Origin of the sequence: Hymenobacter chitinivorans DSM 11115 (assembly GCF_002797555.1) — a bacterium.
Classification (GTDB): domain Bacteria; phylum Bacteroidota; class Bacteroidia; order Cytophagales; family Hymenobacteraceae; genus Hymenobacter; species Hymenobacter chitinivorans.
This window is the reverse complement of record NZ_PGFA01000001.1, coordinates 372,686-387,951: the sequence shown is the minus strand read 5'-3', so window position 1 is coordinate 387,951 and position 15,266 is coordinate 372,686. Positions and strand designations below refer to the sequence as shown.

At 63.2% G+C, this 15,266-nt stretch carries 16 protein-coding genes; 9 read left to right on the top strand and 7 right to left on the bottom strand.

The features are described 5' to 3' along the window. Positions 1-53: 53 nt before the first annotated feature. The 3 genes from CLV45_RS01445 to CLV45_RS01435 all read right to left on the bottom strand — a co-directional run bounded on the left by CLV45_RS01445 (position 54) and on the right by CLV45_RS01435 (position 1,924). A complete protein-coding gene (locus CLV45_RS01445) occupies positions 54-602 on the bottom strand; it encodes an RBBP9/YdeN family alpha/beta hydrolase (RefSeq protein WP_100334622.1) in 549 nt (182 codons plus the stop codon). Between the two features lie 21 nt (positions 603-623). Continuing rightward, complete coding sequence (gene blaOXA / locus CLV45_RS01440; protein WP_157807223.1) at positions 624-1,463, bottom strand: class D beta-lactamase; 840 nt, start codon at positions 1,461-1,463, stop codon at positions 624-626. Positions 1,464-1,552: 89 nt separating this feature from the next. Continuing rightward, positions 1,553-1,924: a hypothetical protein gene (locus CLV45_RS01435; protein WP_100334620.1), complete on the bottom strand. Its 372-nt coding sequence runs from the start codon at positions 1,922-1,924 to the stop codon at positions 1,553-1,555. 262 nt (positions 1,925-2,186) lie between these two features. Here CLV45_RS01435 and CLV45_RS24770 point away from each other — a divergent pair, with 262 nt between their 5' ends. The 4 genes from CLV45_RS24770 (at position 2,187) to CLV45_RS01420 (ending at position 3,811) form a co-directional block, all read left to right on the top strand. Continuing rightward, positions 2,187-2,327, top strand: coding sequence for a hypothetical protein (locus tag CLV45_RS24770; RefSeq protein WP_157807222.1), 141 nt, complete (start codon positions 2,187-2,189; stop codon positions 2,325-2,327). Between the two features lie 153 nt (positions 2,328-2,480). Then, positions 2,481-2,924 (top strand): hypothetical protein, encoded by a 444-nt coding sequence (locus CLV45_RS01430; RefSeq protein ID WP_100334619.1) that lies wholly within the window; start codon positions 2,481-2,483, stop codon positions 2,922-2,924. Positions 2,925-2,960: 36 nt separating this feature from the next. Further along, the gene (locus CLV45_RS01425) at positions 2,961-3,296 is read left to right on the top strand and encodes a hypothetical protein (RefSeq protein ID WP_100334618.1); all 336 of its coding nucleotides are present in this window, start codon (positions 2,961-2,963) and stop codon (positions 3,294-3,296) included. A 158-nt stretch (positions 3,297-3,454) separates the two neighbouring features. Further along, positions 3,455-3,811, top strand: a complete 357-nt coding sequence (locus tag CLV45_RS01420; protein ID WP_157807221.1) for a hypothetical protein — start codon at positions 3,455-3,457, stop codon at positions 3,809-3,811. 73 nt (positions 3,812-3,884) lie between these two features. Here the strand turns inward: CLV45_RS01420 and CLV45_RS01415 are convergent, their stop codons facing one another. Then, the gene (locus CLV45_RS01415; protein ID WP_100334616.1) at positions 3,885-4,163 is read right to left on the bottom strand and encodes a hypothetical protein; all 279 of its coding nucleotides are present in this window, start codon (positions 4,161-4,163) and stop codon (positions 3,885-3,887) included. 132 nt (positions 4,164-4,295) lie between these two features. Beyond that, positions 4,296-7,250: an SBBP repeat-containing protein gene (locus CLV45_RS01410; protein WP_170061795.1), complete on the bottom strand. Its 2,955-nt coding sequence runs from the start codon at positions 7,248-7,250 to the stop codon at positions 4,296-4,298. A 534-nt stretch (positions 7,251-7,784) separates the two neighbouring features. Here CLV45_RS01410 and CLV45_RS01405 point away from each other — a divergent pair. Further along, positions 7,785-9,134, top strand: a complete 1,350-nt coding sequence (locus CLV45_RS01405) for a Gfo/Idh/MocA family protein (RefSeq protein WP_100334614.1) — start codon at positions 7,785-7,787, stop codon at positions 9,132-9,134. Positions 9,135-9,260: 126 nt separating this feature from the next. Here the strand turns inward: CLV45_RS01405 and CLV45_RS01400 are convergent, their stop codons facing one another. Beyond that, entirely contained in the window at positions 9,261-10,103 is an 843-nt protein-coding gene (locus CLV45_RS01400; protein WP_100334613.1) for an energy transducer TonB, read from the bottom strand. 48 nt (positions 10,104-10,151) lie between these two features. Between CLV45_RS01400 and CLV45_RS01395 the strand changes: the two genes are divergently transcribed. Further along, complete coding sequence (locus CLV45_RS01395; RefSeq protein WP_100334612.1) at positions 10,152-10,964, top strand: hypothetical protein; 813 nt, start codon at positions 10,152-10,154, stop codon at positions 10,962-10,964. 118 nt (positions 10,965-11,082) lie between these two features. On the opposite strand, the gene CLV45_RS01390 is transcribed toward CLV45_RS01395, so the two are convergent. Beyond that, the gene (locus CLV45_RS01390) at positions 11,083-11,643 is read right to left on the bottom strand and encodes a helix-turn-helix transcriptional regulator (protein ID WP_100334611.1); all 561 of its coding nucleotides are present in this window, start codon (positions 11,641-11,643) and stop codon (positions 11,083-11,085) included. 430 nt (positions 11,644-12,073) lie between these two features. Between CLV45_RS01390 and CLV45_RS01385 the strand changes: the two genes are divergently transcribed. From CLV45_RS01385 to CLV45_RS01375, 3 genes are all read left to right on the top strand, one after another. Beyond that, a complete protein-coding gene (locus CLV45_RS01385; protein WP_100334610.1) occupies positions 12,074-12,733 on the top strand; it encodes a hypothetical protein in 660 nt (219 codons plus the stop codon). A 160-nt stretch (positions 12,734-12,893) separates the two neighbouring features. Next, positions 12,894-13,916 carry a hypothetical protein gene (locus tag CLV45_RS01380; protein ID WP_100334609.1) on the top strand — a complete coding sequence of 341 codons (1,023 nt, stop codon included), beginning with the start codon at positions 12,894-12,896 and terminating at the stop codon, positions 13,914-13,916. Positions 13,917-14,167: 251 nt separating this feature from the next. Then, entirely contained in the window at positions 14,168-15,205 is a 1,038-nt protein-coding gene (locus tag CLV45_RS01375; RefSeq protein WP_100334608.1) for a hypothetical protein, read from the top strand. Positions 15,206-15,266 lie beyond the last annotated feature (61 nt).

Here is a 15,266-nt window from a genome sequence, read left to right as displayed (position 1 = left end):
CGCTGGCACCAGGTATCAGCGTATGTCAGGAACGGGCGCCGACTTTTTTTGGGCTATGCCAAGCGGCTGGCCCCGGCTACCAGCTCCTGCAGCAAGGTGTGCCCCACGGGCCACTCATCTAACCCAGACGCGGAATTCAGGTGCCCCAGCGCCCCCACGTCGACCAGCCGGCTGCCCCAGGCTCGGGCAAACGCCGCGGCCCGCGCCAGAGTCACGTACTGGTCGTTGGTGGAAGCCACCACAATACTAGGAAACGGCAGCTCCCGCAGCGGCATAGGTGCAAAGCCGACGGCCGCAGCCGGAAAGTCGGCCTGCTCGGTGTCGGCGGGAGCTACCAGCAGGGCCCCGCGCACCTGGCTCGTGTTGTAGTGCCGGGCCCAGTAGGCAATGGTGCTGCAGGCCAGGCTGTGGGCCACCAAAACCACGGGGCCGGGCGCGGCCCGCACGGCCTGGGCCAGCGTGGCTACCCAGTCGGGGCGGCGGGGCGCGTCCCACTCGGGCTGCTCCACGCGCTGGTAGCCGTAGCGCGTCTCCCACTTCGTCTGCCAGTGCTCCGGGCCGGAGCTGCCCAGGCCGGGCACAGTCAGGATGGTGATATTCATACTCGAAGCGGCGCAATCGGCTTACTTGCCCGGCCCCGCCAGCAACCCAAACTCCTGCCGCAGGATGTCCTCGGTCAGAGCCCGGCGGCCCGGACCAAAGCTGCTCGTGGCTGGCTGGCCATCGGCGGGTTCCACATTCAGGGCAAAGAAATACACCTGGCCGGTTTGCTCCACCCAGCCCACAAACCAGCCGTTGTCTTGCCCCTCCCGCATGGCCCAGCCGGTTTTGCCCCGCAGCACCCAACCCGGCCCGCGGCTGAGTTCCAGCAGAGTTTTAGTCAGGTCCTGGTTGCGCTTACTAATGGGCAGTTTACCCTGCTGGAGCCGCTGCAGAAAGTCGATTTGCTCGAACTGGGTGATGCGCGAGGAACCTACCAGCCAAAACGAGTCGACGGTAGCGGGCGTCACCTGCATGCGCCCGAAGCGCAGCTTGGGCAGCCACTGCTGGTAGCGCTTGGCCCCCACGCGCCGGGCTATTTGCTGGTAGCAGGGCACGCACGATACCCGCAGGGCCTGGGCCAGACTCATATCCTGGTTCCACTGCGGGAAGCTGCGCTTTTTACCGTCCCAGCGGAACACCTCGGCCGTGTCGCGCACGGCCCCGGTTTCGAGGCCAATAAGTGTGTTGGGAATCTTGAACGTGGAAGCGGGCAAAAAGCCCTGCCGGCACCGCGCCTCGTCATAGGCCGTGTACTGCCCGGTGGCCCCATTCAACACCAGCAAGGAGCCCCGCAGTCCGTGGGCCGCGAAGTAGGAACTGAAGTCTCGCGTTTGGACCACCGGGCCGGGCACGGCCGAGCCGAGCAGCACCGCCAGGCCCAGCAACAGGCCGGCAAAACGCAGAAAGCGGAAGTGTAGCACGCAAAAACTGCCTATGGGGCCGCCGAACCCGGGCCGGCCGTGAATCCCAAACCAGGCTTAATACTACCCTTTTTTAGCATAACGCGGCATTATTCGCCCGTTATGGCCTCCAGGCGGGACAAGCTCAGGTAGTAATATTCCAGCCCGGGGTCCGGCGGCACCGCCTTGGTGTACTGCGTGTAGGTGCCCGTGAAGCTGACCGGCAACGAATCCTGGCGAAAGGCCTCGGGCAACGCGCCGCAGACAAAGCCCACAATCTGCCCGTTGGTGGTGCCGGCCACGCTGGAGCGAATGGTATATACCTGGTTCTGGGCGTCGTAGCGGACCAGGCCGCGGCCATCCACGTTTTCCTGGACGATAACCGAGCCGCAGCCCTCGGGCGTCACGACGTCGGGACGTTCGTCGGCGCAGGCAGTGGCCAGAACGGTGGCCAGGGCCAGGATGGGTAATGTCGCTTTCATTGTTTTTTCGCTAGGAACTGAGCAGGTCGGAAAAAGAGCCGGGCGCCAGCTATACGGTTGCACGCCGCCCGCGCCGCCGGCAGTTTCTTTCCAGACAAAAAAGCAGCCCGGCTGGTTTCGGCCAGCGTGGTGCAGGCGGCCCCACGAGAATAACCGTACCTTGGCCCGGCTTCCGCAAAACCTACGGCTGGGGTAAACCCGGCGGGCCCCACGGGGGTATATAATTTCTAATCACCCATCTTTTCGCTTAACCATTTTCATCATGGCTACTACCAATCAAGCCGCTGCAACTAACCAGACAGCCGAAGTTCGGACCGAAACTGCCCAGGAGGCCCTCTACCGCCGCGTTAAGCAGGCCCAGGAGCGCCGCCGCCAGAAGCGTAAGCGTATCCACGCTCACTAAGCGGCCCGACTTGCGCCCGAAGGCCCCGACTGTCCCTGCGGCAGTTGGGGCTTTTGCTTGTACCCGGGTGGGGTTGCTTAGTTGCGGGCTTCCACCCGGCCCGATTTTTTAGCACTACTGGTTCAACACCCGGCTACGGGCCCTTTTTCAATCATGCGCACTCCGCTTCTTTCGGGCTTGCTCGTGCTGCTCGCGGCCTGTGACCCGGCCCGGGAAGTACGCCTGCAGGTAGTCAACGACAGCCAGGAAAAGCAGGTGGATATTACCGTGCGCTGCGACGGAAAGCTGGTGCTGGATACGCTGGTGGCGAAATATAAAAGCGCCGACGACCGGTTGCGCCGCCGGCTGTATCTGCGTCCGGGTCTGCACCGCATCGTGGCCGAGTCGCGCCAGCAGCGCACCCGCCTCGATACCACCATCAGCACGGCCGAAACCAACGTGCTGGGCATCACCTTCCGCTACGATTCGCTCGGGCCCCGGACCCAGAAAACGTACTTTGCCGACGGGGCGGCAGGTGAAATTACCTTTCCGGCGTTTTACGTGCGCCGCTCCTTCCGCCTGTTCCAGTTCCAGACCCGCGGCCGGCTTCAGCCCTGATTGTTTTTTTGGCAAGTTGCGGCGTTCCTTTGCCGCATGATCAAAGCCCTTTCCTGGCTGCTAGCGGGGGCCCTGAGTGCCACCGCCTGCCAACCAACTCCCGACCGTGCCGCCCCCGCAACTGCTACTACTGCTGCCGCGGTGACCAACGAAGCCCAGGCCCGCGAAGCCGTAAATTCTTACCTGCAGGAGATGCCCGAGGGCGGCGAGTACAATTTCGACTCGGCTATGGTCATGCAAGCCGATAGGAACTGGCTGGTGCTGGTACCCAGCATTCCCGGGGAGGGCCGCAAACCCAATTCCGCGGCTTTCACCGTTCATAAGCAGACCGGCGACATCCGGGTCCAATTTCTGCCCCGGGCAGGCAAGTAGGGGTTAGTCGGAAGCACTACTCCGGGCTCCTAATAGAATTGCCGCAGGCCTTTTGGCTGGTTTGTGGGAGTGCGGCGGCCGTACTGTTGCCCGGGGAAACTGTAGCCTCCCGGCCCGCGGCGCCGGCCGGTTTGTATTTGCTGCCGTACTTTACGCCCATGAAAAAAGTCCTTCCTTTCCTGCTGCTCGGGGCGGCCGGCCTGTTCGGCAGCTGCCAGCAGAAGCCCGCCACCGACTCGGCCACCCCGCCCACTGCCGATACCATTGCCCCCCCGGCGCCGGCCACCGGCACGGCCGTTTCCACCGAGGCCGAAGCTCGTACTGCCATTGGCCGCTACGTGCAGGGCTTGCCCAACGCCAAGCTCTTCGTCGTCGACTCGGCCACCGCCTTCGAGGTAGATGACCACTGGCAGGTGCTGGTGCCCCGCACCGACTGGGCCGGCCGCATGCCCAACAAAGCCGCCTTCGAGGTCAACAAGTCGACCGGGGCGGTGAAGACGCTGATGGTTAAGTAACCGCGCTGTTTACCCACAAAAAAGCCCGAATCAAGTTTGATTCGGGCTTTTTTGCTTGTTCGACAGAAGCTGGTTACTGCTTGTTGAGCTGGTCGCGGTGTTCCTGCTCGGTGTCGGGCTGGTTGCGGCGGTCGGCGTGGTCGTCGGTACCGTTGATGAAGTCTTCGTCGCCCTTGGCCAAGCTGTGCAGGTGGCGGATACCGTCGCCCATGGTCACGCCGGCTTCCGTGTCGATGGTGGGCGAAGAGGTGGCGGGGTCAATGGGGTTGGCGGCTGAGGCACCAATAGCGCCGGGCGTATTGTCCGTTTTGGTATCGGTCTTCTTATCGGTTTTCTGGGGGGAATTGGCCATGGCTTTACTCGGGTAAGCTGCGGGAAGCAGCGGGGTTGGAAATAGAAAAACAGCCCGGGGAGCGGGCCGCTTTTCTATACGCCGGAAGCAAGCCGCGGTTTTGACCCTGCCCTTTTCCGGGCTTATTGGCGCTTACTGCACCACCAGCTGCTGGGCCGTGCCCTCGCACTGCACAACGTAAAGCCCGGCGCGGAGCCCATTTAGGGTGAGCAGGGCCTGGGTGGCACCCGCCCGAAGGCTCTGGGTACGCACCACCCGCCCGGTCCCGTCCACGAGGCGCACCTGCCGCTCGTGGGCGGCCGGGGCCAGCGTGGCTTGGGCGGCGCCCTGCGCGGGGTTGGGCCACAGCGTCAGAGTGGGCGCGGCCGAGGTGGTGACGCGGGCCAGGTAGCCCGTGGGGTTGACCAGGCCCCCGCGCAGGCTGGCCAGGGAACCGAAGCGGGCGGCGCTGCCGAAGCTGCCCACCGCGTACACGCTGCCCCCGGCCGCCAGAGCCACTCCTGTGCTAGAATAGGAATAATTGCTCCCGGCACCGCTGAGGGCCCAGCTCCACTTGCCCAGCTCATCGAGGCGGGCCACAAACAGGCTGTAGGGGTCCGTTGGGGCCACCAGATGGTCGCCGAAGGCAACCGCGTCGTTGAGGGTACCCGTGAGCACGCAGGCCCCGCCGGGTTCGAGGGCCAAGGCCACGCCCGTGGCACTGCCGGCATTGGTAGCCGAGGCCCACTGCCACTGCCCGGCCGAATTGATTTTGGCTACGAAGGCTTTGGTTTCCTGGCCCGAACCAGCCACAGAGAAGCTGCCAAACCAACTTTCGCCGGCGCAGCTGCCGGTGAGGTAGGCGTTGCCGGCCCCATCCACGGCGAGGTCGGTGCCCTGGTCTTCGTAAGCACTGCCCGCCTGCCGCACCCACTGCCACTGGCCCGCCGGACTGAGCTTGCCCACGAAGATATCCCCCTGCCCCCCATTTTGCCCGTACCCGATAACCAGCAGCTGGGTACTGCCGAAAATGGGACGCTGGCTGCGGTACGCCCCACTGACGTACACGTTGCCCGCCGCGTCCACCCCGATACCCTTGCCTTCATCTTCGGTACTACCGCCCGCGGTGGTGGTCCAGAGCAGGCGTCCATCCGCCGACACCTTGGATACAAACACGTCGGAAAACCAGTAGGCCAGCATACGGCCCGTTACGTAGGCATTGCCGGCCGCATCCACGGCCACGCTGTTGCCCTGGGCCTGCGAGGCTCCTACTCCCACGGCCCACTGCCACTGGCCGTCGGGACTCATACGGGCCACAAAGGCATCAGAGCCGCCCCAGGTAAGCGTAGTAAAGCCGAAAATAGCGTTTCGCCCGCAGGCTCCAGTAATGGTAATCGTGCCGTTGGGCAGCAAGACCAAATCCTGGCTTTCCTCGGAGCCTAAGCCACCGCCCTTGGTGGCCCAGAGCCACTGGCCTTCGGCCGAGCGTTTGGCTACGAACACATCGGTACTACCATTACTGAGCAGCTCGCTAGTGCCAAAGCGCACGGCCCCGCTGAAGGTGCCCGTCACGTATACATTACCGGCCGCATCCGTCGCGACGGAGGTAGTGCGGGAGCTGCCGCCCAAACTAGGCGCCGCCGCCCACTGCCACGTGCCGGCGGCGGGATTGAGCTTGGCCAGCAGCATCGTGGGCGTGCTCGAGGGACCGGGCCCCAGGTTGGCGCTATTATCCAGCGTCTGGCTGCCAAACTGCAGGTAAGGTCCGTAGAAAGAACCCGCTACGGCCAGGTTTCCGCTGCCGTCGAGGGCCAGGCCCAGCGGCGTGCTGCTGCTGCCGTAGCTGGCACCGGGGTACGCCACCGACTGCCACTGCCCCGTGGCCGACACCCGGGCCACGGCCAGGGTATTGTCGTCGCGCCCGGCCACGTACACGCCGCCGTTCGGGTTTAGCACCAAAGCGTTGGCGTTGCTGTAGTAGCTGTTGCCCTGGGTGGCCCACTGCCACTGGCCCTGGGTGTTGAGCTTAGCCACAAACTTATCGGCCCCGGAAACCCGCAGCGTGAAGGGCCCAAATGTGGCGTTACTCCTGAACTGCCCGGCGAAATAGGTGTTGCCGGCTGCATCCACGACTAGGTCGCCGGCAAACTCGGTGTCGAGCCCGCCGGCCCGCACGGCCCACTGCCACTGCCCCTGGGCACTGAGCTTGGCCACGTACAGGTCGAGGCTGGAATTGGTGCTGCTGCTGTAGCTGTTGGTAAGCGTGACCGAGCCCAGCGTGACGGTGGCGCCGCCAAAGGAGCCGAGCAGGTACACGTTGCCCGCGGCGTCGGCCGCTACGCCCGCGCTGTGGTACAACCCGGCCGACGACCGGGCCTGCCCGGGCATTGCTACGGCCCACTGCCACTCGCCGGCCGGGGACAGCTTGCCGGTAAAGCCCGCCGTGTAGCCGTTGCTATTAGTCAGGGTAAGGCTGCCGAAGCTGGCGGTGGAGCTGTACTGGCCCGTGACCAGCACGTTGCCCGCGGCATCGAGGGCCAGGCTGCGGCCAAACGAGTCCCCTTCCCCACCGGGCACCTGGACCCACTGCCACTGCCCGGCCGACGAGAGCTTGGCCACGAAAGCCCGGGGCCCGTAGGTGCCGGGAATGACAAACTCGCCAAACCGCGCCTGCTCCCCGTCAGAGGCCATAAACGAACCGGTTACCAACACGTTGCCGCTGCCATCGACGGCAATATCCTCGCCGATGTTGGTGACGTCATTGCTGTACGCTTTGCCGGCTCCGCCGCTCACGGCCCACAGCCATTGCCCGGCGGGAGACGCTTTGGCCACAAAAACGGCCGCCAACTCCCGGCCGCTGGTCAGCACCTGGGCCCCGAAGCTGATGGTGCCGCTGAAGGTGCCGGTCACGTACACGTTACCGGCCGCATCGAAAGCGGTGCTGGCCGCCTGGGCCGTGCCATTGTTGACCCCAATACCGGGGCCGACCGTCGTGGCCGACTCAAAAACGGGTACTTGGGCCGCGGCCAGCCCGGCACTGCCCAGCAGTAGCACGGCAGCCAGCAGCCAGCAGGGTCGGCGAAACAGAAAAAGGGTGCTAAAGAGCACTAATCGGGTAAAGTTTTGCCTCATCCGTTCGGGGTTGCAGTTATTACTATTTTACAAATTCACTGATCTTCTCGCACGCTACTACACCGCCTGTAACAACCTTATTCTTCTCCCGGGCACGCATCAACACTCAGGCAGAGTCAAAGGTCCGACACGGAATTGTTATTTACAAACCAACAATCCAAAATACACATTTGCAGCACTATATGCAGCATCTTTCCATTTTGCGGCCCAGCTTACTTCCTTGCTTCTTCCTCCCTACCGCCCAAATCAGCCGGGAAGTAATAAGACATTCCGGCTAGAGCAACGCAAAGGCTTCACTACGGCAATAGTACAACATATAAACTTTATAGTATTATCCCTCCCTAGGCCCGCCCACCGGCCGGCTCGGCCCGCCGCATAGGCACCCAGCAGCCTACTGGGCTGGGCTTGCCTTCAGGCCGGGGAGTGGCGGCAGCAACAACCTGTTGGAATGCAGGGCGTAGGCTATGAAAAGCTCTCCGCTCAATCAGCCACAACGTCCCGCTATTCTTTATGAACAACCTACAACCGCAGCCCACCCCGGCGCTGCCTCCGGCCTGTGACCCGTCGCGCCGTCAATTCATTTCCCAAACTGGCCGCGGCCTGCTGGCCGTCAGCGTGGCCGGCACCCTGGGCGTGCTGCCCGCTACTTCGGCCGCCGCTGCCGTCGACCAGGCCACGGACCTGGTGCTGCAGCAAGGCCCCACCGACGTGAAGCTGCCCGAAATCAACGCCAAGACCGAGCCTAAGAGCGGCGGGGTGCCCAACCCCCAGCCCGTAGACCAGCGCGTGGGCTACGCCGTGGTGGGCCTGGGCCACCTCACCCTGGAGGAACTCCTGCCGGCCCTGTCGCAGTGCAAGAAGTCGAAGCTGGTGGCCCTGGTCAGCGGCGACGCCGACAAGCTGAGCAAGGTGGCCCGGCAGTACGGCATTTCGGCCCAGAATTGCTACAGCTACCAAACCTACGATACCCTCAAGGACAACCCCGCCGTCGACGTTATCTACATTGTGCTGCCCAACTCCATGCACGCCGAGTACACCATTCGCGGGGCCCGGGCCGGCAAGCACATTCTCTGCGAAAAGCCCATGGCCAACTCGGCCAAGGAGTGCGAGCAGATGATTGAAGCCTGCCAGAAAGCCGGCAAAAAGCTCATGATTGCCTACCGCATTCAGTACGAGCCCATGAACCGCAAGGTGCAGGAGCTGGTGCGCAGCAACGCCTTCGGCAAAACCAAGATCATCGAGGCCACCAACACCCAGAACCAGGGCGACCCAAACCAGTGGCGGCACAAAAAAGCCCTGGCCGGCGGTGGGGCCCTACCTGATATTGGCTTGTACTGCCTGAACACCGTGCGCTTTTTGCTCGGCGAGGAGCCCACCGAAGTAGCGGCCCACGTCTACACCACGCCCAATGACCCGCGCTTCACCGAAGTCGAGGAAAATATGCTCTTCACCCTGCGCTTTCCCAGCGGCGTGCTGGCCAACTGCGTGACGGGCTACGGCAGCTACACCTCCAAGCGCTACCGGGTGCAGGCCGAAACCGGCTGGATTCAGATGGACCCGGCCTTCAGCTACCACGGCCTCAAGCTGGAGCGCGCCCACGCCCCGGAAGGCACCCAGCAGCGCGAGCAGGTGGGCATAGCGGAGAAAAACCAGTTTGCCCTGGAAATGGACCACTTCTCCGACTGCGTGCGCAACAACAAAACGCCCTACACGCCCGGCGAGGAAGGCCTGCAGGACCAGCGCATCATGGAAGCCCTGTACCAGTCGGCCAAAAACGGAGGCAAGCCCGTGAAGCTCAAGCACGACCCGGCCAAACTCGACGCCTTCCGCGGCACACTGCCCACCGAGCACCAGAGCTAGGCGTGGGACGTATTGCCCACTAAAAAGCTCCGGCCAGCATTGGTCGGGGCTTTTTTAGTGGGTTTCTAATTACCCCGCCGCAGCCTGTGGCATGTTTGCCAGCGGGGGCTTTTTTGCCAGGGAGTGCTACAGAATACTGAAGATGATGGGCAGTTCGTAGGGCACGGCCACGGGCTGCCCGGCTACCACGGCGGGCTCCCAGGCCGGCATCCGCGTCAGGGTGCGGACAACAGTTTCCTCCACGCCAGCTCCCAGGGCCTTTAGCACCTGTACGTTGGTTACCCGCCCCGTGGCATCCACGACGAACTGCACGCGGCTGTGGCCTTCCACCTGGTTGCGCAACGCCAAAGCCGGGTAGCGGATATTCGTGTCGAGCCACTGCTGCAGCGCGGCCGGCCCGCCGATAAAGCGGGCGGGCCGCTCGAAGGCAAACCAAGCCGTGTCGCGGCCGGCGCGGGTGTAGCAGTGGCCGGCGGTGCGCACTCCGACTCGGTAGGTTTCCGTGCGCATCAGCCGCCCCCCCGGGTACCAGGCCCGCAACGGGCCCTGCCGGCGCCCCCGCTCGTACGCCAGCTGCCACCGCGGCCGGCCGCTCGGGTACCAGGCCCGCACCACACCGTGTAGCTGGCCCTGGCGGTAGGGGTAGCTGGCCACGCGCCGGCCCGTGCGGGCGTCCCACTCCGTACTCAGGCCCTGGCGCTGGCCGGTCCGGAGCTGACTATACCGCTCCTGGTGCAGGCGCCGGCCGTCAAGCCCATACGTGGTAATACTGCCGCCGGGGCCCTGCTTTTGCACTACGGTATAGTAGGCGGCCGAATCGGGGGCGGCGGTGGGGCGGCCGGCGCGGGTGTAGTAGGTGCGGCCCGCGGACTGAGCCGCCGCCGGAGCTGAGGCCAGCAACGTGACGAGCAACAGACTGTAAACAAAAATCAGGAAGCGCAGCATGTGGAATCGGGAAGGAAGTGACATCAGACGAGTGGTTGATGCCGCTTTCCCTCTGATTCCACACCAGTTCGTATGTCTAACTCCCGTATATATTTCGCCATTCCCGAGCCCTGCCACCAGGATTGGGCCCAAATGACGCCCACCGAGCGGGGCCGGTTTTGTCAGGCTTGCCGCAAGGAAGTGCTGGACTTCAGCGCCACCGACCCGACCACGATACTGAGCATTCTGCGCCACGCCCCCGAGGGCAGCGTATGCGGCCGTATTCCAACCCAGGTGCTAGCGCAGAGCCGGCAGCAGGCGGAAACAGCCGCGCGGCGCCCACACTGGCCGGGGCTGAGCGGGGTGCGGCGGTGGCTGGCGGCGGTAAGTGTGCCCCTGCTGGCAGTTACCACGCCTTTGCTGGCCCACCCGGTAGCCGTGCCGCACGCCGTGGCTCCAGGGGCTAGCTCCCGCCCCACCACCCTGCAGTTGCGCGTGTATGACCCGGCCACCGGGCAGGGCGTGGGCTTTGCCACCGTGCAGCTTTGGTTAGCCAATTCGCTCTTGCTCACCGCCCAGGCCGAAGCCGATGGCACCCTGCAACTGGCCTTACCCGACAAGACCGACACCCTGCGCCTGCTCGTGCAGATGCCCGGCTTCCGGGCGGCCGAAGAACAGCTGCAGCCCGGAACCGTGCGGGGTCCGTTGGCCATTCCGCTGCAGCGCGGCGCTACGGAGCTGCCCGTAGTGCGCAAGGCGGCGGAAGCGCCGGTACAGCAACGTACCATCCTGGGCGGGGCCATTAGCACCTATGTCGTCGTGGAGCAAGCCCCGCTCCAGCGGCTGACCCGGACCCCAAAGCGGCTCTTTGAGTGGCTGCGCCGTAAGGCTAAGCCGGAACAGTAAGCCCAATAGCCAGCAACTTTCCTACACCCTTCTCTATTACCCACGCCCCTCTCCTACCAGCCGAACACACCCATTCGAGACTCGGGTTTCAAGGCTGCCTCCGGCCCAATATCGACTCTTAACCCGAGGCTATAGGCTCCTTCAGATACCCCGCCAGCACGGCCGCCTCGGCCCGCAGTCCGGCCAAGCGGGCCTCCAGCAGCCGGTGCAGCACGGGGCTACCCTCGCCTTCCAGGGCCTGCTCGGCTTCGGCCGTGGTGGCTTCTACCCAGCATTGGTGCCGCTCAGCTTCGGCCGGAGGTAGTGTAGCTAATAATGCCGGGGCGGCCCGCAGCCAGCTAAGGGCGCGGCGGGCCCGGGCCTGCCCCCGCTCCAGGCGCCGCAGGAGCTGCTGGGTTTCGTGGGCCACGGCCGCGGCGCGGGTGTGCAGCGGCGTGGCCTGCTCTGCACTCAGCGCTGGCAAGGGTGCGGGCGGACCGGGCGGCGGCAAGGCCTGGGTGAGCCAGGCCAAAATTATTCCGGCCGCGGCAGGCAATACCCGCTGCCCGGCTTCTATCTTCGTGACCAAGTGCCGCGACACGCCTAGGGCGCCGGCCAGCTGCGCCTGGGTGAGGCCCAGCCCGGCACGAATAACGGCAAGGTAGTGCGGAGCGGGAGCAGGAGTTGAATAGCGGGGCATGGGTGCAGTTGTCTCCTCGTTTGGCTGTTTTGATTTTTTAGAGACAAGCAGCTTGTCTCCTTATTCGCCAACTACGGATTTTAGGAGACAAAGAATAATTACGACGCTTATTTACGGGCCGTCTTCCTGCATTCAGGATGGTTATCGAGCAGCACCAGCCCGCTGCCTTGGTCGTTGCTGCCAGCATTCTTAGCAGGTTTTGGGAAGCAACAGTAGCGGATGACTCCTGGAGCGTCATGCATCGGTGCGGCCGACTCGCCGGTTAGCTCGGCCTTTTTCCCGCTTCGGCCGGCTTCTCTCGCCTTTTGCGGGCTCTGCGCACACGGCAGATATGGAACTGGCAAGGAGGCGCTCCGCAGTTTCAGCATAGCCGGCGCGGCATATTTGCGCCAACCTCGTAACATTGCAGGTGCCACCTTTCAATACTGCCATGCCTGAACCGGACAACCTCGGCCGTAAGATTCTGAGCTTCTTCATTACGGACGCCGAGCCGGCCCGCCCCGGCGCGGCCCCGGCCCCCGCAGCACCCGCCGGGGCAGGCATGCCCCCTGCGCCGGTGCCTACCGGGCAGCACGACAGCAAGTTTGCCGAGCACCTGGCCGGCGTGCTGGCCAAGAACAACCCGCCCGGCCCCGATTACTTTGAGTTTCGTGAAACCCTGCGCAGCCTCACCAGCCTGGATTTGAGCGAGGAAAAGCAGTTTCAGGCGGCCTGGGCCAGCTTCAAGGCCATGGGCGGGTCGGCCAACGTGACGGCCCTGACCACCACCGGGCAGCACTACCTCACGGTACTGGGGGCCGACCGCGACGCCTTTGCCAAAAGCGTTGACGAGGCCATTAACGAGCGGGTCGGGGGGCTGCAGAAGGAACAGCAGCAGCTGCAGGCCGACAACGAAGCCCTGGCCCGGCAGCTGGCTGAGATTCAGCAGAAGCAGGCCGCCAACAATGCCCGCCTGGCGGCCATCGGCGGCGAAATAACCGAGCAGAGCGGCCGCCTCAACCAGAACCGCCAGAACTACGAGGTGACTTACGCCCACTTCGCCCAGCAAATCGAACAAGACCTGCAGAAAATCACGCGGTACCTGCGGTAGGTGGTGAGATGCTGAAATCGTGAAATGGTGAGTTGTCGTGCTAGCGGCGCAAAATGCGCAAAGCTGCGCCAGTCGAACACCAAACGCACCATTTCCCCACCCGAACAGCAAACTCACCATTTCACAAGTTCACCATTTCACAATTTCACCACTTCACAGAATGGCAACTCCTGACTTTACGCAGCTTGGCGGCTCCACGGAGGCCGAGCGCCGCTCCTTCTGGTCGCGCCCCGAGGGCGTGCTGGGCCTGGTGGTACTGGCCGGACTGGTTGGCACGGGCCTGTTTTATTTTAATGAGGTCGTCAAATTTCTGATTGAAGTGGCCACCAACACCCTGCACCTGGCTTTGCTGCTGGGCGCGCTCGGGCTGCTCGTGTTTCTCTTCACCAGCCGCGACATCCGCACCGGGCTGTTCTTTCTGTTCAAGACCCTGATGCGCAAAATCACCGGGCTCATCATTCAGCTCGACCCCATTGCCATCCTCAAAATCTACATCGAGGACCTCAAGCAGAAGCGCCAGAAGATGCAGGGCCAGATTGATACCCTAGCCGGGCAGCTGGTCAAGCTCAACAAGAAGATCAACGAGAACAACGAGGAAATCAAGCAGAAATTTGCCGAGGCCAACAAGGCAACCAGCATGGCCGCCAAGCCCGGCATGAAGGAAGCCGCCCAGCTGGCCACCATCGAGGGAGCGGGCCTGCAGCAGATGAACGAGAAGCTGCTACCCCTGCAGCGCAACATCAAAATGGTGCTGGCCTTCATGGAAAAGGTGAACCAGAGCGCCGACTACATCATCAAGGAAACCGAAATCAAGGTGCGCCTCAAGGAGGTGGAATACAAGATTGTGAAGGAAAGCTCCAACGCGCTGCGCACCGCCGTGAGCATTTTCAAGGGCGACCCCGACAAGAAGTTTTACTTCGACGAGTCGATGGAATACATCCAGGACGATATGAGCCAGAAGCTGGGCGAAATGAAGCGGGCCATGGATATGTCGATGGACTTCATCAACTCCGTGGACGTGCAGAACGGCATCCTCTCCGACAAGGGCGAGGCCATGCTGCAGGCCTACAACCAGGGCGAATTCAAGCTCGTGACCCTCGATGCCAAGCCCGAAGTGCCGGCGCCCAGCTCCTCCGAACCCTACCCCGCCAAGGATGCCGGCTACCGCGACCTGCTCAACTAAGCCCAGCCGGGTCTTGCGTGCGGAGGTTGTTTACCCTGTCGTCCTGAGCTTTGCGAAGCACCTTCCTTGCCTACCCCACTACGACTTGTGCCAACGTGACAAAGCTCCTGACCGCGCAGGTACCAAATATCTCACGTTGAAGAAAGCTTATCACTCAGGCGAGGAAGGTCCTTCGCAAAGCTCAAGATGACAAATAGCGAAAATGTCGTCTTGAATACTTCTACATTCCCAACTCCCTAATTCCTTTCTTCATGCAGCGTATTACTCTTGCCGGCCGGCTGATTATCACCCTCGTGGTGGTGGCCGCCGTTTATTTCGGCTTCCGCCACTTCGTGGGCAACAAGGCCCCGGACTCCGCCACCACGACTACCGCGCCCGTCTCGCCGGGGGCGGCCCCGGGCACCGAAGCCAGCGGCGACTACTCGACGACTGAGCCCGGCACCTCGGCTTCTACTTCTACGGCGACGGCTACGGCGACGGCTCCGGCGTTTAGCTACGAAGCTCCGGCCCCGGTCAACGGCAAGCTCAAGGGCGTGGTGGAGCTGGGCGCCAGCGGCTTCAACTCCTTTATTGTGCGCATCGACAAAAGCCGGAACTGGAAGCTGGAAAAAGCGGAGTTTGGCAACAGCCTGGTAATGGAAAATATGTCGTCGGACGACGACGTGCGCAAGGGCCTGAAGTCCTACATCGGGCAGATGCTGGACTACGGCGTGGGCGGCCGCGACATTCATTTCGTGGTCAGCTCCGGCGCCATCAAGGCCTCGGGTACGGCCAAGATTATCAAGGCTTTGAAGGATTTGAATTACGTGGTCAACACCGTGACACCGGAGAAGGAAGGCGTGCTGGGTCTGCGTTCGGTGCTGCCGGCTTCCTTTGCCGACAAGTCGTTCGTGACGGACATTGGCTCGGGCAACACCAAGATTTCGTGGCTGAGCGGCGGCGCACCCAAGTCGGTGGAAACCTACGGGGCCAAGTACTTCCAGGACAATGTGGACGACGCCACCGTGGCCGCCGACGTGAAAGCCAAAGCCCAGCAAGTACCCCAAAACCTGCGTCAGACCTGCTTTATCATTGGCGGTGTGCCGTTTGAAATGGCCAAGAAGGTGCGCAACGGCAAGGAGCGCTACACCGTGCTGCAAGCCGCCGACGCCTACCAGCTCGATAACGCCAAGTCGAAGGCCGGCCTCAACATCTACAAGTCCATTGCCGAAGCTACCGGCTGCAAGCAGTTCGTCTTCGACTGGGACGCCAACTTCACCATCGGCTATCTGCTCACGCTGCCCCAGTAAGTGCGGGATAGTGAGCTAAATGAAAAAGGCGGGGCGCAGGCTCCGCCTTTTTTGTGTTTGG